Genomic DNA, 21,810 nt, shown 5'->3' with positions numbered 1-21,810 from the left:
ATGGCCTATGCTTCGTTCGCCACCGGCGTGTTGCTCGCCGCCGGCACCGGCTCGCGCTTCGATCCCAACGGTCTGCGCAACAAACTCCTCGCCCCTCTCCCGGAAGGCACATGCGTCGCGCGCGAGTCCGCGCAACGGCTGCTGCGTGTCGTGCCCAAAGTGATCGCCGTGGTGCGTCCCGGGGCGGAAACGCTCGCGCACGTGCTCAACGACGCGGGCTGCGACGTCGTGTTCGCGCCCGACGCCGCGCGCGGCATGGGCGCGAGCCTCGCTGCCGGCGTGGAAACCGATCATGACGCGGAAAGCTGGATCGTCGCGCTGGCCGACATGCCCTGCATTGCCGTCGCATCGATCGAAGCTGTGGCGCGTGCGCTGGACGACGGCGCATCGCTCGTCGCACCGTTCTATCGCGGGCAGCGCGGACATCCCGTGGGCTTCGGCTACCCGCATCGCGCAGCGCTCGTCGCGCTCGATGGGGACGCGGGCGCACGCGCCCTGCTGAATGCGCACCCGCTCACGCGCGTCGAAGTCGACGACCCCGGCATTCTGCGCGACGTCGACACGCCAGCCGACCTCAACGGGCTTTGATCCGGCGCACCACGCGCTGAGATGGTTCGATTGTTCAATTGCGAGTGCCTGGCATGCAAACGATCGCCTAGGCTATAAGCTGACGCGCACCTTCCAGCCGTCCGCTTTAGCGCAAGAGGACCTCGCGATGATCTGCTCGCACACGAATCCGCTTCCCGATCCGCTCGCCGATCCGACACGGGACCCCGAACGCGACCCGCTCAGCCCGCCGGCGCCGGGCCATCACAACGACGAACCCCAGCAGCCCGAGGGCCCGCCGGACAAGGACCCCGTCTGACCGGCTGATGGCACACCCGGCCGCCAGCGCCGGGCATCTCACCTCACGGCCGTAGCGGCGCTCGCGACGACGGCTCGCACGCGCCGCGGCGCTTCCTGCGCACCCCGCCCTTCTTCCGTCCCCATATCCCTGCCTTTCGCAAAGCTTGCGCCTTCGACGGTCGATCCGTAGAATGCAAACGATTCCTATTTGCAGTATTTTTCAAGATTTCCGTGAGCCCAATCGTCATCGCGTTCGCCCGCGCACGCTGGCGGGCGAACCGAGGTTTCGCATGAGACCGCTGCTGGTCCGCCTGCACCGCTGGTTCGGTCTTGGCACCGCCGCCTTCCTGTTCCTCGCCGGACTCACCGGCGCGGTGATCGCGTGGGACCACGAACTCGACGCGCTGCTCAACCCGTCGTTCTTCCGTAGCGCGACGCCTGGCACGCCGCTGCCTGCGCTCGAACTCGCCAAGCGCCTCGAGGCCGAGGAACCGCACGCGGTCGTAACCTTCATGCCGCTTGCCGTCGAGCCCGGCCATACCTGGATCGCGCTGGTGGCGCCGCGCGTCGATCCTGCAAGCGAGGCGCCCTACGCGCTCGACTTCAACCAGGTCGCACTCGACCCCGTAACGGGTCAAGAGCAAGGGCGCCGCATGTGGGGCAAGGCATCGCTTGCGCGCCAGAACCTGATTCCGTTCCTCTACCAGCTCCACTACACGCTGTTCATGCCGACGAAGATGGGCATCGACTTCGGCGTCTGGACGATGGGCGTGGTGGGGATCGTGTGGCTGCTCGACGGCTTCATCGCAATCGTGCTCGCGTTCCCGAGCCTGAAAAGCTGGCGCAAGTCGCTCGCGTTTCGCGTGAAGCGCGGCGGTTATGCGCTCACCTTCGACCTGCACCGCTCGGGCGGCGTGTGGCTCTGGGGACTCCTGATCGTGGTGGCTGTCACGTCCATTTCGATGAATCTCGGCGCGCAGGTCGTGCGCCCGGTGGTGTCGGTTTTCTCGACGCTCGCGCCGGACCCGTTCCGCATCGTGGCGCCTGGCCCCGCGCTCACGCCCGCAGAGGCCACGACCGCGCGCGAACGTATCGTGAGCGAAGCCGCCGACGTGGGGCGCCGCGAAGGCATCACGGCGCCGCCCGGCGGACTCTTCGGGCTGCCCACGTCCGGCGTGTATGGCGTGGGCTACTACGCACCCGGCATGGATCACGGCGACGCGGGCCTCGGCAACGCCTGGCTCATGATGAACGCGCGCACGGGCGAAGTGCTCGGCAGGCAGATTCCCGGCAAAGGCAGCGCTGGCGACATCTTCCTTCAGGCGCAGTTTCCGTTGCACTCGGGACGCATCGCCGGGCTGCCGGGCCGTATCGCCGTCAGCTTCACCGGTCTCGTCGTGGCGATGCTCAGCGTGACCGGCGTGCTCATCTGGCTCAAGAAAGCGCGTGCGCGGCGCAAGCCCGCGAAGCAAACCAGGACGGCCAGCACGATCGGCACGCGCGAGCGCGCCACGAACTGATCCGCAAACAAACGTGCGTGACAAAACAAAAGGCCTTGCAACGATCACTCGCTGCAAGGCCTTTTTTGCGGACGGGCTCGAAACCGCTAGCTCGCCATGCTTACGTTCAGCGCGTCACTTCATCGAACGCCGCGAGCAAGCGCTCGACATCGGCGGCGTGAATGTCACCCATCGTCGAAATGCGGAACAGTTCCGCCGATAAGCCGCCCTGCCCTGCATAGATCACGAAACCGCGCGCCTTGAGCGCGTCATGCAGCAACGGATAATCGACGCCTGCGGGCAGGCGGAACGCGCGCAGCACGACCGACGATTCATCTTTCGGCAGCACGCTCTCCATGCCGCGCGCGGCGAGCCCCGCACGCACTTGCTCCGAAAGCGCCGCATAGCGCGCGTGACGCGCCTGCCAGCCGCCCTCATCGGCGAGTTCGCGCAGCGCCTCGACGAGCGCGTAATACGCGTGCACGGAAGGCGTGAACGGCGTGTTGCGCTGATCCTGCAGCGTGGCAAGACGCTTGAGGTCGAGATAGTACGTGCGGCTATGCGCCTGTGCGAGCGCCGCGCGGCGCACCACCACGAAGGCCGCGCCCGGCACGCCGTGCAGGCACTTGTTCGCCGTCGCGGCCACCGCCGCGATGCTCGCGTCGCCGAAATCGATCGCTTCGGAACCGAAGCTGCTCACGCCGTCCACGAGCATCTGCACGCCGCGCGCGCGGCACGCTTCGCCCAACGCGCGCAGATCGTTCAGGCGGCCCGTGGTCGTTTCGTGATGGATGATCGCAACGTGCGTGATCGCCTTGTCGGCGTCGAGCGCGGCCGTGATGCGCGCGAGGTCCGGCGCCCGCATCCAGTCGTGCTTGACGACCTCATGCGCAATGCCGTACTGCTTCGCGATGGCCGTAATGCGCTCGCCATACACGCCGTTTTCGACGATCAGCAGCTTGCCGGTCGCAGGCACGAGTGTCGAGATCATGCTTTCGACCGCAGCCGTGCCGGAACCCGTCATGAGCACGGCCTGCCACTGCGCGGGGTCGAGATCGTAGACGCCCACAAGACGCGTGCGCGCCTCTTCCTGCACGTCGAAGAACTCGCTTTCGCGATGGCACAGGTCTTCCTGGAGAAGGCTCTGGCGCACGCGTTCGGTCAGCGTGACCGGGCCGGGGTTGAGCAGCAGCATCGTGAATTCCTTATTTGGCAGACTCGTAAGCGAGCGCGCCGATGTGGCGCATGAGGCGCGTCTTCACATCGGGCGGCGTGATCGTGGGGCGCGGCAGGCCGTCGGGCGTGCCGCGGCGAATCGTCAGGCCTACGAAGCGTGTGCCTGCGACACCCGAAGCGCCCTTCGCGCGTTCGCGCGCGGCGGCGAGCACGCTGTCGAGCGTCGCGAGGTCGTCGCCTTCCACGGCGTCCGCGTAACCGCACGCGGCAGCCACGTTCGCGAACGACACCTGCCCCGACACGGTGGCCTGGCCACCCGTCGAGTCGTGCGCGCCGTTGTCGAGCAGCACGTGCGTGAGGTTCGCGGGGCCATAGGCGCCGAGCGTGGCGAACACGCCCATGCGCATGAGCGCCGCGCCGTCGCCGTCTAGCGCGACCACGTTCAGGTCGGGCCGCGCGAGCGCGAAGCCGAGCGCGAACGGCGTGACGCAGCCCATCGAGCCCACCATGTAAAGCTGGTTCGAGCGGTCGTCGAGCGCGTAGAGTTCGCGGCCGCAGAAACCCGTCGAGGCGACGACCACCGTCGACTCGGCAGGCGTCGCGGCGATCACGCGCTCGAGCGCCTGCTGACGCGTGGCCAGTTGATCAGGCGTCCTTCCGGTCCACTTTGTCTGCGCGACGGGCAGCGCATGCTTTGCCGGCATGGCGCCGCCGCCCTTGAGTTCGTAGGGCGCCACACTACCCTTCTGCATGACGAGCGCATACGGGCGGCCCGTTTCGTCCATGTGCCTGATGGCGCGGTCGAGCGCCGCCGCGATCTGATCCGCTTCCGTGGGGAACGTCTCCCACGGAATTTCCATCGTTTCCAGCATCTGCGGCGTGACAGGGCCCATCAACGCGTGCTGCGGTTCGTCGCTGACGCCCGGCTGGCCGCGCCACGTCACGATCAGCAGTTGCGGCAAACGGAACGTCCACGTGAGCGAAGTGAGCGGGCTCACGGCGTTGCCGAGGCCCGAGTTCTGCATCATCGTGATGCCGCGCTTGCCCGCGAGCGCCACGCCCGCGATGACCGCGACCGCGTCGCCTTCGTTGGCCGCGCTCACGTAGTGCAGCGAGTCGTCTTGCAGCACGTAGTTGATGAACGGCGTGAGGTACGAGCACGGCACGCCTGCGTACCACTCGAAGCCGCGCGAGCGCGCCGCTTCGACGAACTGTGCGGCTTCGATCATGCCTGGCCCTCCGCGCCCAGCGGCGTTTGCGCATGGGCGAAATCGCCCGCGCGGCGGAAGTCTTCGAGGTCGTTCACACCGCGCCAGTGGCCGTGCACGTATTGCACTTCGACTTTCTCGCCGTCTGCGATCAGCGCGTTGAGCAGCGCAGGCATGTCGAGCGTGTCGAAATCGGCGCGCGTTTGCAGTTGCGCGAGCTTCTTCGCGAGCTTCGCGCGGCCCGCGCCGCGCACGTTCACGAGACCGATCCAGCGGCCATGCGCCGCCGAGCCGTTCGCGGCCGGTTCGCTCGCCACCCGCTCGAGGAACACCTTGTTGCCGAACAGGTCGCGTTCGTCGGCGGCCGAGCACCATGCGAAGTCGCGCGTGCTGCTGTTCTCCGAGTCAGGCGACGAATCCACCACCACGCTGAAGTCCGCTTCGCTTTCCACGAGATCGCGCAGGATGTAGCTGCGGAACACGAGGTCGCCGTACGAAATCACCGTGTCGTTGTCGAGCGCGCCAACCGCGCACGCGAGCGAAGCGAGTTCGTTCGTTTGCGCGTAGCGCTCGTTGCGCACGAGCTTGATGCCCGCGGTGTCGATGGCTTCGGCCTTGTAGCCGCCCACCACGGTGATGTCGTTGACCGACTGCTTCTTGAACGCATCAACGAGCCAGCGCAGCAGCGGCTTGCCCGCCACGGGCAGCATGACCTTGGGCTTGTCTTCCGTGTAGGCGTCGAGGCCCGAACCGCGGCTCGCGGCCAGCACGATCGCCGAGCCCGCGCCGCGCGACGAAGCGGAAAGGTAACGGTCCTCGGCTTCCGAGTATTCGTCGGCGTCCTGCAATCGGAAAATTTCGTTGACCGTAGCAATCCGGTCTTCGACATCGACGAGCGTTTGCGTTTCGTAAATCGTCTTCGTGACGGCCTGCATGGCCGAAACGGCCGCGCGGATCTGATGGTTCGCCCAGATCACCGTGCTGATGCCCGCCTTGCGGAACACGTCGGTCGGCGTGCTGTAGTACTTGGTCGGCACGATCACGAGCGGGCCGCGGCCCGCCCACTCGCGCGCGAACGTGAGAATCTCGTCAGCTTTCGAAAGCTTGCTGTGGATGAGGATCGCATCCGCGCCAGCCTGCCGATACGCTTCGGCGCGCTTGAGCGCTTCGTCCATGCCCCAGCCCGCGATCAGCGCCTCCACACGCGCGACGATCGAGAAGTGCTCGTCGGTTTGCGAGTCCTTGCCGGCCTTGATCTTGCCGCAGAATTCGTCGATGTCGGCGAGCGGTTGCGCTTCGCCGCCGATGAAGCTGTTGGTCTTCGGGAACACCTTGTCTTCAATGCAGACACCGGCGATGCCGCGCTGCTCCAGCTTGCGCACGAGACGGCGCACGTTGTTGAAGTTGCCGTAGCCGGTGTCGCCGTCGAGCAGGATCGGCAGGTCGCTGGCGTCGGCCATGAATTCGAGGTTGTCGACCACCTGGGTCCAGCTCGCCTCGTTGTTGTCCCGCACGCCGAACTGCGCGGAGATCGAGAGGCCCGAGCCCCAGATCGCCTTGAAGCCCGCCTCGCGCGCGATGCGTGCGGAAAGGCCGTTGTGCGCTTCCATCAGGAATTCGAGTTCGTTGCTGGTCAGCATCTGGCGCAGCCGCGCGCTGCGCGAGGTGGCTACAGCGGCGGGGACCAGGGGTTCGCGTGCGTTCATTCTTGTTACTCCAGTGGACGTCATGAGGGCGGCAGCGGGGGCTGCGCCGTGCGCGTCGCATCGTTGGGAAAAGTCCTTCATCCCGGCCTCATCGCAGGCCTCGAAGTCGGGCCGGCCGGGTGCAAAGTCGCGACTATATCGGAAATGATTCCTATCCGCAGTCGATCACCACAAAGAGTGGCAAATCATGGAGATACAGTGAAATTTGTGGCTTTTGTCGGCGTTTTCGCGTGGGTTTCAGCGCGGCGTCACATGCGCGCTTATGAGCCAGATCAAAGATCGTTGATTTGTATGAAGAAACACTGCCTAAGCAGGGTTCCCCCTGGGTCTCGCGCACGTTTGCGGGGGCCGTAAACACACACAGACGGCCTCGTTTCTCCCCCTGCGTTGTGCCCGCCGTGCAGCCTCTCTGGAATACCCGACCGACCATGCAGAAGATGACACTCAACAAGAAGCTCCGCTCGATGATCGCGATCCTCTGGATCGGCCTGCTGCTGATCGTCGCCTTTGGCGCCTGGCAAAGCCGCGAGGCGATGGTCCGCGAGCGGCGCGCGCAACTCACGACGCTCGTTGAAGAAGCGATGAGCGTGACGAACTACTACTACGGCCTCTCGCAACGCAACGTCATGCCCGAAGCCGACGCGCAAAAGCAGGCGCTCGCCGTGATCGGTTCGATCCGCTACGGCTCGGACGGCTATCTGAGCATCAACGACTCGAATGCGGTCATGCTGATGCACCCGATCAAGCCGGAGCTGAACGGCAAGAAGCTCACCGACTTCACCGACCCCGCCGGCACCCACGTCTTCACCGAACTCGTGAGCGCGGCGAGCGGCCCGAATGGCGGCTTCCTCGACTACCTGTGGGCCAAGCCCGGCCACAGCGAACCGGTGCCCAAGACGAGCTACGGCCGACGCTTCGCGCCGTGGGACTGGGTGATCGTGACGGGCATGTACATGGACGACGTACGCGCCGAGTTCTTCGACAGCCTGCTGCGCTGGCTTGGCGTGACCTTCCTGCTGGGTGCCGCCGCCACCGCGGTGATGGTGCTCGTGGTGAAGAGCGTGCGCAGCAGCATCGGCGGCGAGCTGGAAGGCGCAGTGGACGCAGCCAACCGTATCGCCCAGGGCGACCTCACGCTGCGCCTGCAAGTGCAGGGCACGAACGAGGCGAGCCTGATGCGTGCGCTCGCAACGATGCAGACGGCGCTCGTGCAAACCGTCTCGCGCGTGCGCAGCGGCGCGGAAAACATCAACGTGGGCGCCAACGAGATTGCGGCGGGCAACACGGATCTCTCGCAGCGCACCGAGGAACAGGCGGCGGCGCTCGTGCAGACCGCATCGAGCATGGATCAGATGACGGCGAACGTGCGACAGAACGCGGATAGCGCCCAGCATGCGGCGTCGCTCGCGAGCCAGGCCGCCGACGTCGCCACGCGCGGCAGCGCCGTGGTCGACGACGTGGTGCGCACCATGGGCGACATCACGACGAGCTCGCAGCAGATCGGCGACATCATCGGTGTGATCGACGGCATTGCGTTCCAGACCAACATCCTCGCACTGAACGCGGCCGTGGAAGCGGCGCGCGCCGGCGAACAGGGCCGCGGCTTCGCGGTGGTGGCCGCCGAAGTGCGCAGCCTCGCGCAGCGCTCCGCCACCGCCGCCAAGGAGATCAAGGCGCTGATCGAAAAGTCGACCGGCACCGTGACCGAAGGCCAGCAGCTCGTGACCAACGCGGGCTCGACGATGACCGAGATCGTGCAGTCGGTGCGACGCGTGCACGAGATCCTCGAAGAGATCAGCAACGCGTCGCGCGAGCAGAGCGCCGGCATCGAGCAGGTCAACCGCGCCGTGGGCGAGATGGATCAGGTGACGCAGCAGAACGCGGCGCTCGTGGAAGAGGCCGCCGCCGCCGCCCATTCGCTCAAGGATCAGGTGAGCGTGCTGCGCGAGTCGATCGCGAGCTTCCGCTTGCCGATGCACGCTTAACTCGTTCTGCCCGCCGCGGCGCGACTTCGCCGCCGCGCGCTCCCCCTTCCCTCCGGGCCGCTTTCGCGGCCCGGTTTGCTTTACGCCCCTCCCGCTCCCCCGCGCCGCATGACGGCGCGCAACGCGCGCCCAGTCGTCTCGCGGCCGCGCGCACCTATCATTTCAATTCAATTACATCATGTTTACAATGTAATTCTGCCAAGCCACCCCGCCTTGCCGATGATCCGCTCCAGGAAACCGCCGCGCGACCCGCACGCGGCCGCGACCCGCCACCCGATGCTTGCGCCGCGCCTGCCCGCGTGGCGCTCGAAGTTCATCGTGTTCATCACGTTCGCGGCGTTCGCTGCGCTGGCCGGGCGCGCGTTCTGGATTCAAATCGCCAATCACGGCTTTTACGTGAAGCAGGGCCAAAAGCGCTACCAGCGCACGCTGGAGCTCGACGCCATGCGCGGGCGCATCGTCGATCGCAACGGCGCGCTGCTGGCCGTGAGCCTCGCGACCTTCGAAGTCTGGGTGAACCCGCGCGTGCTCGACGCCGCCGCGCACGCGCCGCTCGCGCGCCTGCTCGACATGCCGCTCGCGGAAGTGGAGCGGCGTGTGGCCGGCGACCGCTCCTTTGTGCTGCTCAAGCGCCAGGTGGACGCTAGCACCGCCGAGCACATCGACGAGATGGGCACGGGCGGCATCACCCTGATCGCCGACTCGAAGCGCTATTACCCCGAAGGCGAATCGGCCGCGCACGTGGTGGGCTTCACCGATATCGAAGACGCCGGCCAGGAAGGCATCGAACTTGCGGCGAACGCGCGCCTGCGCGGCACGCCGGGGCAGCGCGAGGTGATCCGCGACCGGCTCGGGCGCGTCGTCTCCGAGCCGCGCGAACGTGTGCAGCCGCGCAACGGCGACACCGTGCAACTCACCATCGACCGTCGCGTGCAGCAGCTCGCGTACACGCAGCTCAAGGCTGCCGTGGCGAAAAACCATGCGGAAGCGGGCAGCGTCGTCGTGCTCGACGCACAGAACGGCGAGATCCTCGCGCTCGCGAACTGGCCGTCGTTCGATCCGAACGACCGCGCGCGTCTCACGGGCAAGCAGCTGCGCAACCGCGCCGTGGTCGACACGTTCGAGCCCGGCTCGACCATCAAGCCCGTGGTCGTTTCGCTGGCCATGGACCTGCGCAAGGTCAACGCGAACACGATCATCGACACCTCGCCGGGCACCTACCGCATCGGCCCCGCGACGGTCCACGACACGTCCAACCACGGCCGCATGACCGTGGCCGAAGCGATCCAGAAGTCGAGCAACATCGCACTCGCCAAGCTCGCGCTGAATCTTCCCGCGCAAACCATCTGGGACAAGTATCAGGAGTACGGACTCGGGCAGAAGCCCGGTGTCACGTTCCCGGGCGTGGCGCCTGGCCGCGTGCGGCCGTGGGCGCGCTGGCGCCCCATCGAACAGGCGACGATGGCATATGGCTACGGCCTTTCCACTTCGCTGCTGCAGATGGCGCAGATCTACACGGCCTACGCCGGCGACGGCACGCTGCATCCGGTCACGCTGCTGCGCGATGCGCCAGCGGGCGCGGGCAGTTCAACGGCGTTGGCCACGCGCGCGGTCACGACACCGGCCACGGCCGCCGCCATGCGCAAGATGCTCGAAATGGCGACGAGCGACGGCGGCACGGGGCGCGCCGCGAACGTGGATGGCTATCGGGTGGGCGGCAAGACGGGCACCGCGCGCAAGCAGATCGGCGCGGGCTACGCGAAGAACCGCTATCGCGCGCTCTTCGTGGGCATGGCGCCGATGAGCGCGCCGCGCGTGATCGTGGCGGTGATGATCGACGACCCTGCGGGCAAGGCGTTCTATGGCGGCACGGTCGCGGGACCGGTGTTCTCCGGTGTGACGGCAGGCACGCTGCAACTGCTCGGCGTGCCACCCGATGTCGCGGCCGCACCCGAGAGCGCCAAGGGCGCGAACGGCGCGAAGCCTGGCTCTGGGCGCGGTTAGCGTCGCAATCAATGGTGGCGATAAGCGGGCGGCGGCTCGCTGCCTGACACCGCGGCGGCCGCACCGGCTTCGCCGTTCTGCGCGGGCGGCGCACCGTAACCCGACTGCGCGACCTGTTCTTGCTGCTGGCGCGCCTGCGCGAGGCGCGCTTCGTTGGCGCGCTTTTCGGCAAGCCTGTGCATGGCGCTTTGCACATCTTCCGGATAGTTGACGTCATTCGCCGAAGCCGGGTTGTAGCCCACCGACTCCAGATCGACCAATTCCTGCAGTACCTGGGCGCGCGTCACCGGGCCGTTTTGCGCGGCGTTTTGCGTACTGTTGGCCTGGGCAAACGACACCGCCGGAACGATCGCCATCATCGAAACCAGCGCCGCGCGTAGCATTACGTTCTTCACCTTGCTCTCCGTATGAACTCGATGAGCAAAGTCTACGTAGCGCGGCCACGCATAAAAACCGGCTTACGCAGGAGAGAGTCTTCTATTCCTCGCAAGATTGATAAGGACTTCTGCGGTCCTCAAATCTGGTCGCGGCCAAACGCGCGCAGCCCGTCGAGATCGAGCACGTCCACGCGGTTATAGGAGAGCGCGACGAGCCCCTGGCGCTCGAGCGTCTGCAGGGCCTGGTTGATCCGTTGCCTCGACGCGCCCGCCAGCATGCCGATCTCCTCCTGCGAGATGTCGAGCGCGCGCCCCGTTTCGGGGTAAAGGTCGGGATTGAACATCTGCGCGAGCGACTGCGCAACGCGCGCATCGACGTCGAGCAGACGGCTGTTCTGGATCAGCGCAATGAACTCGCCCATGCGATTGTTGAGCTGATGGATCACGAAGCGGTTGAACGGCAGGCTGCAGTCCATGAGGCGGTGGAACGTCTCGGTGGCGACGGCCATGACGAGCGAAGGTTGCAGCGCGATCACGTCGTACTTGCGCGGCTCGCGCTTGATCACACTCCCCTCGCCGAACCAGCCGCCATGCGGCACACCCGAAAATGTGCAGCCGCGCCCTGAAGCATTGAAAATCGCCAGCTTCACGAGGCCCGAACTCACGCCGAGCCACCAGTCCGAGGGAGCTTCGCGCGCGGCGACGATCGCGCCCGCGGCATAGCCCTGGGCATGCGAGGACGCCAGCACCCACTCGCGATGCTCGGGCGCGAGCGCGCGAAACCACACGCAGCGCTCGAACAAGGCGGCGAGACGCGCGATATTCGCTGCGTCGATGCGCTCGCCTTCGCGCCACGAATCGCGGGCGGGCGGTGTCCCGTCCGGGGGCATAATGGATTGCGACATCGCGCTTTCCTGGAGTTAGGTCAATCTTTGGGTCGATATTGTCGAGCGGACCGTGAGTTGCAGCGCTCTCGCGGCCCGCTCTGTCGCGCCGGCGACAGACTGGCGTGCGCGGCCCTGCTACGGTAGCGCGAATCATACCTACAAACCTGCGACACGCCGCGGCACGGCTTTCGAGCCGGCATCGGCGATCGACACCGGAGACACCGCCATGTTGCACCCGTACGAAGAAGGGCTCGCACAACGCGAAGCCAACTATGTGCCGCTCACGCCAATCGATTTCATCGCCCGCGCGGCCGAAGTCTATGGCGAGCGCCTCGCCGTGGTCCATGGCGACGTCCGCCGCACCTGGCGCGAAACGTATGCGCGCACGCGGCGGCTCGCGAGCGCGCTCGCGCAAGCGGGCATCGGCCGCGGCGACACGGTGGCGGCGCTGCTGCCCAATATCCCCGCAATGGTCGAGGCGCATTTCGGCGTGCCCATGCTCGGTGCGGTGCTCAATACGCTCAACACGCGGCTCGATGTCGCAACCATGCTGTTCATGTTGCGCCATGGCGAAGCGAAAGCGCTGATCGTCGATACCGAATTCGCGGCGCTCGCGCAACGTGCGGCGCTCGAATTCCCCAACCTCAAGATCATCAGCGTGGCCGACATCGCGCCCGCCGACCCTGAGTTCTTCCCGCGCGCGACCGACTACGAAGCGTTCCTCGAACAGGGCGATCCCGAGTATGCCTGGGTGACGCCGAGCAACGAATGGGACGCGATTGCGCTGAACTACACCTCGGGCACGACGGGCGACCCCAAGGGCGTGGTCTATCACCATCGCGGCGCGTACCTCAACGCGGTGAGCAACATCCTCGAGTGGGACATGCCCAAGCACGCCGTGTACCTCTGGACGCTGCCGCTCTTTCACTGCAACGGCTGGTGCTTCGCGTGGACCGTCGCCGCGCGCGCAGGCGTCAACGTATGCCTGCGCAAGTTCGACGCGAAACTCGTGTTCGACCTCATTCGCAGCGAGCGCGTCACGCACTATTGCGGCGCGCCCATCGTGCAGGGCGCGCTCGCCGACGCCCCCGCCGAGTATCGCGAGGGCATCGCACACACCGTGCGCACGATGGTCGCCGGCGCGCCGCCCCCGCCGGCCGTGATCGCGAAGATGAAGGCGATCGGCATCGAGCTTACGCATGTGTACGGTCTGACCGAGGTGTACGGTCCCGCTGCCGTGTGCGCGGTGCAGGAGCGCTGGCAGACGCTGCCCGAAGAGGAACAGGCGCGCCTCGCCGCCCGCCAGGGCGTGCGCTATCACCTGCAAAGCGGCGTGAGCGTGCGCAATGCGCAGACAATGGAGCCCGTGCCCGCCGACGGCGAAACGCTCGGCGAGATCATGTTCCGCGGCAACATCTGCATGAAGGGCTATTTGAAAAACGAGCGCGCGACCGAAGAGGCGTTCCGCGGCGGCTGGTTCCATACGGGCGACCTCGGCGTGATGACGCCCGACGGCTACGTGCGCATTACCGATCGCAGCAAGGACATCATCATCTCGGGTGGCGAGAACATCTCGAGCATCGAAGTCGAGGACACGCTGTATCGCCACCCTGCCGTCGCGCTCGCCGCCGTCGTGGCGATGCCCGACCCGAAGTGGGGAGAAGTGCCTTGCGCGTTCGTCGAATTGCGGCCTGGCGCGAGCGTCACGGCCGAGGAAATCATCGCGCACTGCCGGCTCTTTCTCGCGCACTTCAAGGTGCCGCGCGCCGTGCGCTTTGGCGAACTGCCGCGCACGGCCACGGGCAAGATCCAGAAATATGAGTTGCGCGCGCAACTAGGTTCGCAAAGCGCCATCGATCTGGCCGGCACGCAAGACGCGCCGAAAACACCTCGGTAAAAACGACACCGGCACCCGCCGGCCGGTACAGGTGACGCATTCGGGCGGCCCGCGCCGCCCGAATGTAACGCCAGTTGACAACGCGACCGTGCGGGACCGGTTTGCGATTGTCAGGCGCGGCGCTTAATCCTTTCTGCATCAAGGGCCAACTGTCAATACGGCCCTTCGGGCATGAAGAATCGTATGAAACGAAAGCTTACAAGGTGTCACGTTTTCCTCCGCTTCGGGCCGATAAGCTTTGATCCGTGGTCGCAACACAAAGGCATCCCGATGCCGCGTGACTGACGACGCAACCAAAGAGGAGGTAACTCATGAATACCAAGAGCTGGAAGACCCCCGCCCGCGCCATCGCCGCAGCACTGATCGCCGGCGGCGCATTGATGGGCGCATCGAGCGCCTTCGCTCAATCCGCACCGTATGGGCTGCGTGCCGAATCGGCGCCGCAATACGGCCAACCGCACATGATGCCGGTGGACGCGCATGTCTCGATCGGCTGGCACGATGACCGTTATTGGGACGGCCACCGTTACTGGGCGCACGACGAGTGGATGCACCATCATCCGCACGATCCGGGCCCCCCGCACTATCGTGACGGCGACCATCGTCCGCCGCCCCCGCCGCGTTACTGATCCGCGTGACGTACGCGTGATCGACGGGCCGCCTTCCCTGGCGGCGCCGAAGGTGGCACACCGAGGCCGGTCTTCCCCAGGGGAGATCGGCCTCGGCGCATTTCAGCACCTTACTCAGCCATCTGCGTACTCAGGCACAAATATCGTTCGGCATGCGAAATAATATATTCACAATGCCCGTCACACGGCCATTCCAGCCCGCCGCGCCGTGCGCGGGGCGCAGCCAGAAAGCCATACGTCAGTAATTGAAGGTAATGCGAAAGTGTTGCCGGTCGCACGGCCCGCTAGTAACGTTGTCGGGCGTTTCGTTCCCCGGAGCGCACGGTGTATTCTCATTGCCCGGCCAGCGATGGCCGGGATTTTTTTTGGCACCCGTGAGAACACTAGCGCGCGTCGAACGCGAAGCGCACCAGGTTTTTTTTCCGATTGCGGACGCAATTTTGCGGACGTAATGTGGGATTGCCTCTTGAGAACAGGCGAGCCTTGTGACCCCCGGTCGTGACTCAGTCCGACCGGGGATTTTTTTGGCTTCTGGGCGCTTGGGGATTCGCGTCGGCCGCAACGGCGCCGCGAGAGAAAGGACTATGACGGATCACCGAATGAGGAGTTCGGCTTCGCTCCAGCCAGAGCTAGATCCGTCATGCCGAGCATTATCCGGCCTGAAAGCCAGGGCGTCACTAGCATCCCGCGCAAAGCACCATTACACAAACTGGCAAGATATGGGGCCGGACGTCGAAATCCGGTCGGTGCGCATCGGCTAACATGGTGGTTTCGCCTGCCGTGCCAACCCGCCTGTGCCGACCTTCACCCTCGCCCATCCCGTCACCGCGGAACTCGAGATCCGCAAGAGCCACTTCATCGCGCACGCCATTCCCGTGGCCGACCGTGAAGCGGCCATGGCTGAAATCCGCCTTCTGCGCGACGAACATCCCACTGCCACGCACGTTTGCTGGGCCCTGCTCGCGGGCGGCCAGTCCGGCATGTCCGACGACGGCGAGCCCTCCGGCACCGCCGGGCGCCCAATCCTCGAAGTGCTGCGCCATCACGACCTGGACGGCGTGCTCGCGGCCGTGGTGCGCTACTACGGCGGCGTGAAGCTCGGCGCGGGCGGCCTCGTGCGCGCCTATACCGACGCCATCGCCACTGCCCTGCAGGGGGCCGCGCGCGTCGAGCGCATCGCGCAGGCGCGCCTCACGGTCGAACTCGGCTACCCCGACGAAACCCGCGTGCGTCACTGGATCGATCAGGCGCAGTTCACGCTCGTGGAAAGCCAATACGCCATGACCGTGCGCCTCACGATCCAGCTGCCCGCCACCGCCGTGGACGCCGCGCGCAGCACGCTGACCGATCTCACGCAAGGCCGCTCGGGCTTCCCCGAGCACGTCTGAGGCGGGCGGCCGGCCGCCGCCGCGAGGACGAGGCAAATCTTTTCAAATTCTTTTCAATTCTTTCATTAAGTTTCATGAAAGCTTGCCGTAATGAAAGCATGGCTGCGCATTCGCGCGCTCCGTCGACTCGACGCACCGGAACGAACGGACTTCTTTCATGGCAAGCACGATCACGAACACCACCGCCAGCGCAAACAGTGCGCTGAGCGACGCCGCCCAGTCGATCATCAGCGGCGCGACCAACTCCACGCTCGACGTCAACCAGCTCGTCAAGGCGCTCGTCAACGCGAAGATCGCGGGCCCAAGCGCCATCCTCAGCGCGAAGCAAACGGCCAGCAACACGACGCTCTCCGCGCTCGGCACGCTGAAGTCGGCGCTCGCTTCGCTCCAGAGCGCACTCGAGCCGTTCAAGGACGGCGCCGCGCTGCAACGCTTCACGGTCGCGACGAGCGAAAAGGACAAAGGGTTGAGCGCGGTTGCCGGCAAGAGCGCGGTGGCGAGCAGCTTCACGGTCGAGGTCGATCACCTGGCGAGCGCGCACAAGCTCACCTCGGATAGCTTCGCCACGGGCGAGACGCTCGGCGAGGGCAGCCTCGACATTTCGATGGGCGGCAAGTCCATGCATCTGACGATCGCCGCGGGCAGCAACAAGCTCACCGATGTCGCCGCGGCGATCAACCGGGCGAAGGACAACCCCGGCGTCACGGCGTCGATCGTCAATGGCGCCGACGGTCAGCACCTCGTGCTGAGCGCGAACAAAACCGGCGCGGCCAACGCGATCGACGTGCAGGCGGGCGCAGGCGTCGACACGCGCCTCGCTTCCTCGCAGATGCGCGAAGTCGAGCCGGCTGGCGACGCCGAGCTGCGCATAGACGGTACGCGCGTCACGAGCGCGAGCAACACGCTCGAGGGCGTGGTGAGCGACATCACGATCAAGCTCGAAAGCGCCTCGGCGGGCACGAAGCAAACGCTCACCATCGCCCCCGACACCGAAGCGACAGGTACATCCATCCGCGACTTCGTGAAGGCGTACAACAGCTACGTGGACGCCCTGAACGGGCTGACCTCCTACACGGCCGCCACCGGTACGAGCAGCGCACAAGCGGGCGCGCTGCTCGGCAACTCGATCGCGCGCACGCTCGCGTCGAGTTTGCCTGCCGCCGTATCGGCGGGCGTGAAGGGCAACGACGGCGTAACCCACTCGCTGGGCGAGATCGGCATCAAGCTCGACAAGAGCGGGAAGCTGGAAATCGACGACGATACGTTCAAGAAAGCGCTGCAACCGGGCAATCGCGCGATTGCAGCGCTGTTTGGCAGCAGCGGCACGACCGCGAAACTGAGCAGCGCCATCACGCCCTACGTGCAGTCGAGCGGCATCATCGAGCGGCGCAGCACTGCCATCAACAAGGAACTCGACGACATCAAGAAGCAGTCGTCGTTGCTCGAGGCGCGCGCCACCCAGCTCACTGGGAAATTCAACAGCCAGTTCACCGCGCTCAATAACCTCATGTCGATCATGAACAACAACCAGCAATATCTGACGCAGCTTTTCGGCGGCGCGAACAGCGCGGGCGCGCTCGCGACCAATCACAAATAAGGCTTGAATGCGCGCGGCTCGACGCTAGCAAACGTCGAGGGCAGGCAAAAAAAAGGCCGCCGAACGAATCGGCGGCCAACAGGGGACGTGAAGAACAACCGCGAATCGAACTATCAAATCGACCCGACGGCTCCATCATCGCGAGCGAAAATTAAGCCAAACTTAAACCTGCGCAAAAAGCGATCGGGTATTCCGGCGCGATAGCATGCAGGCAAATGAAAGAACGCGTAATAATGGGCTGGCTATACTTGAACTGTGCTTGCACTGTGCGTGAACTGGTCAGGGCCGCTCATTCAATCGTGCCCGCATGACCGACTTCTACCCAACCCGGAAGAGCCGCCATGTTTGATCGACTGCATCGATTTATGGAAGGCGCAGGTCCCGAGCGGCGCCATCGCGTCTGGAGCAAGATGCGCATTTTCGTGGCCGCAATGGGCACGCTCGGCTCCGCCGCCGGCATCGCCATCGCGGTGGTCGGCCTCATCAACTTCGACCACCAGAAGGTGATTACCGGCGTGGCCGTCATCATCGTCTGCACGGCGATCTACGTCACGATCCTCGTGCGCGACCGCAATCGCGTGGACTAGCGCCCTTGCCTGGCACGCCGCCCACGCGTCATTGCCTCACTGCAGTTTCTGACCGTCGCGCGTGACCTGCACCGCCGTCGCGCTCACATAGTCAGCGCGAATGCTGTCGCCCACCTTGATCGATTCGAGCGGCACGTCCGGCGGCGCGACGACCACGACCGTGCGGGTCGGTCCGCGCAACGCGACCTTGCGGCTCTTGCGGTCGATCTTCTGCACCGTCGCAACCACCTGAACGCTGTGCGCCGTGGCCGCCACGCCTCCGGAAGCGGGCGTGGTAGCGACCGTATCGACGCGCGAACGGATACCCCTCGTCGCCACCTTTTCGGCGCGCAGCAGCAACGCCTCCTTGTAGAGGATGTTCACGTGATCGCCCGGCTTGAGCTTGCTCACGTCGCCGATGGTGGGATCGACCGCGACCGTCACCAGGTTGCGCCGCGCACCGCGCAGCGTGACCGAATTGGTGGCGGCGTCGATACCCACGACCGTGGCTGTGGTCTGAACCTCGCCGATCTGCAGCTGGGCGTTCGGCGCGCTTTCAGGCGCGGCATCGGATGCCGTCTGCGCAAGCAGCGGCGCCGACACGCCGAGGGCAAACACGAGAACAGCGCCGAGCAGCGGCGCGGAAGAACGATTGCGCGTGGACATGTGGCAACTCCTTTTCGTGGATCGTCAATGGCAAGAGAACGACGCGGCACCGCTCGCGCGGATCACACGCCGTTCATGCAGGCTTCTTCGGCAGCACAGCGCAGATAGTGGGCATACACGCGCTCGCGTTCCTCGTTCGCAAGCTGGCGTTTTTCGGCGAGCCGCAGCATCCGGTGCCGGTCCGCGCCGAGCGTCGCGTAGTAACGCTCGGCATGCAGGCGCTTGAAGCGCGTATAGAAGTCCGGCCCGGGCAGGCCCGAATCGGTCGAGAGCAGCGACGCATAGTCGGCCTCGCTCGGCTCGCACAACGCAGCCGCGGCCGCCTCGAGCTTTTCGTAACGCTCGCGCAACGGCACGTCGCCCGCGAACAGGGCGTGAAACGCGCCATACGGCACGAGCGAGCGGCGGCTCGCGGCGCGGCGCAACAAACGACCTACTTTTTCATCGAGTTCTTTATTCATCCGCAGCGGCCAGAGAGCGGGCCGCCGCCCATGCCGCGCGTCGCTTGACGAAAAGTGCGCGCATTTGGCGGCCCGACAGGATTCAGGGACCCGTTTCGCTACGCGATACGTTGCGCGGCAAATCCGGCATTCTGCATTCGTTCATTCGAATCCAATCCGCATTCGAATCGATTCGAAATGTTTGCGAAAAACATTCTGCACAAAAAAATCAAATCACTCCCTGAAATTGCCCCGCTGACTTCGTCACTCATGCCGGGTGGCGGTGACTTTTACCGGACAGCAGCCTGAAACGCTAACAAACATCTCTAGATGCCACTTCCGCGATTTAATCCATATTGAATAGAGTCGATCCGGCGAAATATCCGCCGAACGGTGAATTAATCATACAAAACAGCGCACAATGTTGCTTTTCAATGATTGAGCAAATAAGTCAGGTTATCTTGCTGCAATGGGAGCAAACTGCGCATTGCGGGATCAATGCGAAATGCCAGCCCCCATTGTTGAGCAACGCGAACCGGTTGTTTTTTCCCGTTAGTTCAGGATTATCCACAAGTCAAGCAGACTATTTTTCCGCTAGCTATACACATTCCCTACAAAAACAATTATTAATATCCGCTGCGGAACACCGAGGCGTTTCGCAACAAGCGCCCTTCACCGGGCGTCGATTTCGCCGTCCGTCATGGCTCTCGCGTCACCGCACCGGCGCCGGGGTTCATGGCAAGCGACAAGACCCGCTTGCAGGAAGGGTTACAGGAGCGGCACATCCGCAATGCCGCGTGTCCGGAATCTTTCGTCGACGAGTGAACACATGCTTACCCGAACCGAGAACCTGCCGAGCGTCGCGAGAAGAATGGCCGCCGGCCAGATGTTGATGGAAGGCGCGACCGTGAATAGCGTCGCCGACTCACTCCACCTCTCCGCCCAGACGGTGAGGCGCTACAAGTCCATCGTCGAGGACGGCGGACTGGCCGCGCTCCAGCAGATGAGCGTGGGCGGCCGTCCCTCTGTGCTCGATCAGGCCGCGCTAGGCTGGATCGCGAGCGCCCTGCACGGCTCCGCTCGAGAGCATGGCTTCGCGAGCGATGCGTGGACCAACAGCCGCGTGCGCGAGTTGATCGGCCGGCAGTTCGGCGTGCATTATTCGCGCGTCTATACGTGGCAGATCGTCTCGAACCTGGGCCTCGGCCACCGGCTGTCGAAATCCGCGCGCTGAGCGGCATGGAGGGCGTTGCGCGCCGCACGAGATGCCGGCGCGCTTCAGCCCCGGGTTGCGGGCGCATCACGGCCTCGGGTTCCGGCCTCGGAATCCACCAGCGGCTGCGCTCCCTCTCCCGTCCATTGCTGCGACCGGACCTGATTGCGGCCGGCTTCCTTGGCCTCGTACAGCAGGCGGTCGGCGGCGGCCAGCAGCTTCGCGCTGCTGCCGCCCTCCGGCGGATTGCAGCTCGCACACCCCGCGCTCACCGTCACGCACCCATGGTGCGTACCACTTAGCGTGAGATTGTCCGACTCGATGCGTTTGCGGATCTTCTCCGCAACGCGCGTTGCGGCGTCGAGCGCCGTGCCCGGCAGCACCACCGCGAACTCTTCGCCGCCAAAGCGCGCGGCGAGGTCGGTTGCGCGCCGCGACCCCGAAGCAATGCGCCCGGCCACGAAGGCCAGCACCTCGTCGCCCGCGGCGTGCCCATAGGTGTCGTTGAAGAGCTTGAAGTGGTCGATATCGAAGAACAGCACGGAAAGCGGCGTGCGCTCGCGCACCGCGTGATGCCATTCCGCCGCGAGCCGGCTGTCGAGCGCGCGCCGATTCGCAAGACCCGTGAGCGGGTCGGTTACCGCCAGGCGCATGAGTTCGCCCTCGGCCACCACCTTGTCGCGCAGCGCGAACGCAAGCACCCAAGACACGGCGACCCACGCGCCGCCGAACACCGTGGTCACCACCAGCGCGATATAGCTGCGCCGCCGCCAGCCGGCGAGCACATCGTCCACGGCGGGCGCCACGACGACGATGAACGGCGAGTCGCCTACGTGCGCAAATGTGTAGATGCGCTCCACGCCGTCGAGCGCCGAGCGCAGCGTATCGCTGCCGGCGGCGCGACGGGAAAAGACCGCGAAATTCGGCAGGTCCGCATAGTTCGATCCGGCGCCGCCCAGCGACGGCGGCTGACTCGCGAGCACCGTGCCGTCGCGCATCAATATGAAGAGGTGACCGCCCGGCCCCAGATTGATGCGCTCCAGAAGGTGCTGAAAGTAGTCGAGACGCACCCCGAGCAGCGCGACGCCCGCGAACGAGCCGTCGGGCGCATTGATGCGGCGCGTGAGGCCGAGGGTGAGCACGCCGCCGCGCAGGCGCGAATGATACGGCTTCGAAAAGAACAGGCCCGCTTGCGGGTTGTGCTGCTGCGCGATGAAGTAGTCGCGGTCGGCAAACGAAATGCTGGTGTCTGCCGCCTCGAAGGCGTTGCTACGCGCGGCCTTCACATGGCCCGTGGCGTCAATCACATAAGCGCCGCCCAGCCTCGACGCCGCCGTCGCGCGGTCGAACAGCACGCGCTGGCGCAGCGCCTCGGGCAAATTCCAGGTTTGCGCCTGCTGCGCGGCCGTGACCACGGCCTGCAGCGACAGGTCGTAAATCTCGACGTTGCGGGCGATGTCGTTGCTGATGAGTTGCACGAGGTTGTGCGAATTCTCCTGCGCGTGGCGCAGTTCTTCGGCGCGGCCCTCGTAGAGCGCCGCGTAGGTCAGGATCGCCATCGCCGTCGCGATGAGCGTGCCGGATAACCCTGCGAAAAAGGGATAGTTGCCGATCAGGCGTGTCGCCGCCTTCGCCCGAACGACGGCCCAGCGGCGCACCCGCAGGCGCAACGAAAGAACCCGTTTTTGCATCAACGCAATCCTCTTACCGATAGCGCGTGTGGACA

At 65.4% G+C, this 21,810-nt stretch carries 19 protein-coding genes; 11 read left to right on the top strand and 8 right to left on the bottom strand.

Annotated features, from left to right (window positions below):
• The 3 genes from U5A58_RS34715 (at position 1) to U5A58_RS34705 (ending at position 2,366) form a co-directional block, all read left to right on the top strand.
• Positions 1–588, top strand: a complete 588-nt coding sequence (locus U5A58_RS34715; protein WP_321916051.1) for a nucleotidyltransferase family protein — start codon at positions 1–3, stop codon at positions 586–588.
• Positions 589–715: 127 nt separating this feature from the next.
• The gene (locus tag U5A58_RS34710) at positions 716–865 is read left to right on the top strand and encodes a hypothetical protein (protein WP_167337693.1); all 150 of its coding nucleotides are present in this window, start codon (positions 716–718) and stop codon (positions 863–865) included.
• Between the two features lie 271 nt (positions 866–1,136).
• Positions 1,137–2,366: a PepSY-associated TM helix domain-containing protein gene (locus U5A58_RS34705; RefSeq protein WP_321964760.1), complete on the top strand. Its 1,230-nt coding sequence runs from the start codon at positions 1,137–1,139 to the stop codon at positions 2,364–2,366.
• Between the two features lie 106 nt (positions 2,367–2,472).
• Here the strand turns inward: U5A58_RS34705 and U5A58_RS34700 are convergent, their stop codons facing one another.
• From U5A58_RS34700 to aepX, 3 genes are read right to left on the bottom strand one after another with little or no spacing between them, the layout of a single operon-like run.
• The gene (locus U5A58_RS34700) at positions 2,473–3,540 is read right to left on the bottom strand and encodes a 2-aminoethylphosphonate aminotransferase (RefSeq protein ID WP_321964759.1); all 1,068 of its coding nucleotides are present in this window, start codon (positions 3,538–3,540) and stop codon (positions 2,473–2,475) included.
• A 10-nt stretch (positions 3,541–3,550) separates the two neighbouring features.
• Positions 3,551–4,750 (bottom strand): phosphonopyruvate decarboxylase, encoded by a 1,200-nt coding sequence (aepY, locus tag U5A58_RS34695; protein ID WP_321964758.1) that lies wholly within the window; start codon positions 4,748–4,750, stop codon positions 3,551–3,553.
• Positions 4,747–6,435, bottom strand: a complete 1,689-nt coding sequence (gene aepX / locus U5A58_RS34690; protein WP_321964757.1) for a phosphoenolpyruvate mutase — start codon at positions 6,433–6,435, stop codon at positions 4,747–4,749. Before aepX ends, aepY begins: the two co-directional genes overlap by 4 nt.
• A 437-nt stretch (positions 6,436–6,872) precedes the next feature.
• Between aepX and U5A58_RS34685 the strand changes: the two genes are divergently transcribed.
• Both U5A58_RS34685 and U5A58_RS34680 read left to right on the top strand, forming a co-directional pair.
• Complete coding sequence (locus tag U5A58_RS34685; RefSeq protein WP_321916086.1) at positions 6,873–8,420, top strand: methyl-accepting chemotaxis protein; 1,548 nt, start codon at positions 6,873–6,875, stop codon at positions 8,418–8,420.
• A gap of 219 nt (positions 8,421–8,639) precedes the next feature.
• Entirely contained in the window at positions 8,640–10,424 is a 1,785-nt protein-coding gene (locus U5A58_RS34680) for a penicillin-binding protein 2 (RefSeq protein ID WP_321964756.1), read from the top strand.
• A gap of 8 nt (positions 10,425–10,432) precedes the next feature.
• On the opposite strand, the gene U5A58_RS34675 is transcribed toward U5A58_RS34680, so the two are convergent.
• On the bottom strand, positions 10,433–10,819 hold the full coding sequence (locus tag U5A58_RS34675; protein WP_321964755.1) for a DUF4148 domain-containing protein: 387 nt from the start codon (positions 10,817–10,819) through the stop codon (positions 10,433–10,435).
• Positions 10,820–10,938: 119 nt separating this feature from the next.
• On the bottom strand, positions 10,939–11,691 hold the full coding sequence (locus U5A58_RS34670) for a Crp/Fnr family transcriptional regulator (RefSeq protein ID WP_321964793.1): 753 nt from the start codon (positions 11,689–11,691) through the stop codon (positions 10,939–10,941).
• A 223-nt stretch (positions 11,692–11,914) separates the two neighbouring features.
• On the opposite strand from U5A58_RS34670, the gene U5A58_RS34665 reads away from it, so the two are divergent.
• The 5 genes from U5A58_RS34665 (at position 11,915) to U5A58_RS34645 (ending at position 17,786) form a co-directional block, all read left to right on the top strand.
• A complete protein-coding gene (locus U5A58_RS34665; RefSeq protein WP_321964754.1) occupies positions 11,915–13,585 on the top strand; it encodes an acyl-CoA synthetase in 1,671 nt (556 codons plus the stop codon).
• Between the two features lie 311 nt (positions 13,586–13,896).
• Positions 13,897–14,214, top strand: a complete 318-nt coding sequence (locus U5A58_RS34660; protein WP_321964753.1) for a hypothetical protein — start codon at positions 13,897–13,899, stop codon at positions 14,212–14,214.
• Positions 14,215–15,008: 794 nt separating this feature from the next.
• The gene (locus U5A58_RS34655; protein WP_321964752.1) at positions 15,009–15,602 is read left to right on the top strand and encodes a YigZ family protein; all 594 of its coding nucleotides are present in this window, start codon (positions 15,009–15,011) and stop codon (positions 15,600–15,602) included.
• A gap of 157 nt (positions 15,603–15,759) precedes the next feature.
• Positions 15,760–17,199 (top strand): flagellar filament capping protein FliD, encoded by a 1,440-nt coding sequence (gene fliD / locus U5A58_RS34650; protein ID WP_321964751.1) that lies wholly within the window; start codon positions 15,760–15,762, stop codon positions 17,197–17,199.
• A 341-nt stretch (positions 17,200–17,540) separates the two neighbouring features.
• Positions 17,541–17,786, top strand: coding sequence for a DUF2964 family protein (locus U5A58_RS34645; RefSeq protein ID WP_321916061.1), 246 nt, complete (start codon positions 17,541–17,543; stop codon positions 17,784–17,786).
• A gap of 36 nt (positions 17,787–17,822) precedes the next feature.
• Here U5A58_RS34645 and U5A58_RS34640 read toward each other — a convergent pair whose 3' ends face one another.
• Together U5A58_RS34640 and U5A58_RS34635 are read right to left on the bottom strand one after the other, a co-directional pair.
• The gene (locus tag U5A58_RS34640; protein ID WP_321964750.1) at positions 17,823–18,431 is read right to left on the bottom strand and encodes a hypothetical protein; all 609 of its coding nucleotides are present in this window, start codon (positions 18,429–18,431) and stop codon (positions 17,823–17,825) included.
• A gap of 62 nt (positions 18,432–18,493) precedes the next feature.
• On the bottom strand, positions 18,494–18,892 hold the full coding sequence (locus tag U5A58_RS34635; RefSeq protein WP_321916063.1) for a hypothetical protein: 399 nt from the start codon (positions 18,890–18,892) through the stop codon (positions 18,494–18,496).
• 808 nt (positions 18,893–19,700) lie between these two features.
• Between U5A58_RS34635 and U5A58_RS34630 the strand changes: the two genes are divergently transcribed.
• Positions 19,701–20,105, top strand: coding sequence for a helix-turn-helix domain-containing protein (locus U5A58_RS34630; RefSeq protein WP_028202557.1), 405 nt, complete (start codon positions 19,701–19,703; stop codon positions 20,103–20,105).
• A 44-nt stretch (positions 20,106–20,149) separates the two neighbouring features.
• Here U5A58_RS34630 and U5A58_RS34625 read toward each other — a convergent pair whose 3' ends face one another.
• On the bottom strand, positions 20,150–21,775 hold the full coding sequence (locus U5A58_RS34625) for a diguanylate cyclase (RefSeq protein WP_321964749.1): 1,626 nt from the start codon (positions 21,773–21,775) through the stop codon (positions 20,150–20,152).
• Positions 21,776–21,810 lie beyond the last annotated feature (35 nt).

It is taken from the genome of Paraburkholderia sp. J7 (assembly GCF_905220155.1).
GTDB lineage: Bacteria > Pseudomonadota > Gammaproteobacteria > Burkholderiales > Burkholderiaceae > Paraburkholderia.
Note: the sequence above shows the minus strand (reverse complement) of the source record. Positions and strands in the feature narration are given on the sequence as shown.

What these genes read in the sequence shown, in the direction of transcription:
- U5A58_RS34640 (WP_321964750.1), bottom strand. Translation starts at nt 18,431, where the DNA reads ATGTCCACGCGCAATCGTTCTTCCGCGCCGCTGCTCGGCGCTGTTCTC.
- U5A58_RS34705 (WP_321964760.1), top strand. Translation starts at nt 1,137, where the DNA reads ATGAGACCGCTGCTGGTCCGCCTGCACCGCTGGTTCGGTCTTGGCACC.
- U5A58_RS34680 (WP_321964756.1), top strand. Translation starts at nt 8,640, where the DNA reads ATGATCCGCTCCAGGAAACCGCCGCGCGACCCGCACGCGGCCGCGACC.
- U5A58_RS34715 (WP_321916051.1), top strand. Translation starts at nt 1, where the DNA reads ATGGCCTATGCTTCGTTCGCCACCGGCGTGTTGCTCGCCGCCGGCACC.
- aepY (WP_321964758.1), bottom strand. Translation starts at nt 4,750, where the DNA reads ATGATCGAAGCCGCACAGTTCGTCGAAGCGGCGCGCTCGCGCGGCTTC.
- U5A58_RS34630 (WP_028202557.1), top strand. Translation starts at nt 19,701, where the DNA reads ATGCTTACCCGAACCGAGAACCTGCCGAGCGTCGCGAGAAGAATGGCC.
- U5A58_RS34635 (WP_321916063.1), bottom strand. Translation starts at nt 18,892, where the DNA reads ATGAATAAAGAACTCGATGAAAAAGTAGGTCGTTTGTTGCGCCGCGCC.
- U5A58_RS34700 (WP_321964759.1), bottom strand. Translation starts at nt 3,540, where the DNA reads ATGCTGCTGCTCAACCCCGGCCCGGTCACGCTGACCGAACGCGTGCGC.
- fliD (WP_321964751.1), top strand. Translation starts at nt 15,760, where the DNA reads ATGGCAAGCACGATCACGAACACCACCGCCAGCGCAAACAGTGCGCTG.
- U5A58_RS34670 (WP_321964793.1), bottom strand. Translation starts at nt 11,691, where the DNA reads ATGCCCCCGGACGGGACACCGCCCGCCCGCGATTCGTGGCGCGAAGGC.
- U5A58_RS34710 (WP_167337693.1), top strand. Translation starts at nt 716, where the DNA reads ATGATCTGCTCGCACACGAATCCGCTTCCCGATCCGCTCGCCGATCCG.
- U5A58_RS34645 (WP_321916061.1), top strand. Translation starts at nt 17,541, where the DNA reads ATGTTTGATCGACTGCATCGATTTATGGAAGGCGCAGGTCCCGAGCGG.
- U5A58_RS34625 (WP_321964749.1), bottom strand. Translation starts at nt 21,775, where the DNA reads ATGCAAAAACGGGTTCTTTCGTTGCGCCTGCGGGTGCGCCGCTGGGCC.
- U5A58_RS34685 (WP_321916086.1), top strand. Translation starts at nt 6,873, where the DNA reads ATGACACTCAACAAGAAGCTCCGCTCGATGATCGCGATCCTCTGGATC.
- U5A58_RS34660 (WP_321964753.1), top strand. Translation starts at nt 13,897, where the DNA reads ATGAATACCAAGAGCTGGAAGACCCCCGCCCGCGCCATCGCCGCAGCA.
- aepX (WP_321964757.1), bottom strand. Translation starts at nt 6,435, where the DNA reads ATGAACGCACGCGAACCCCTGGTCCCCGCCGCTGTAGCCACCTCGCGC.
- U5A58_RS34665 (WP_321964754.1), top strand. Translation starts at nt 11,915, where the DNA reads ATGTTGCACCCGTACGAAGAAGGGCTCGCACAACGCGAAGCCAACTAT.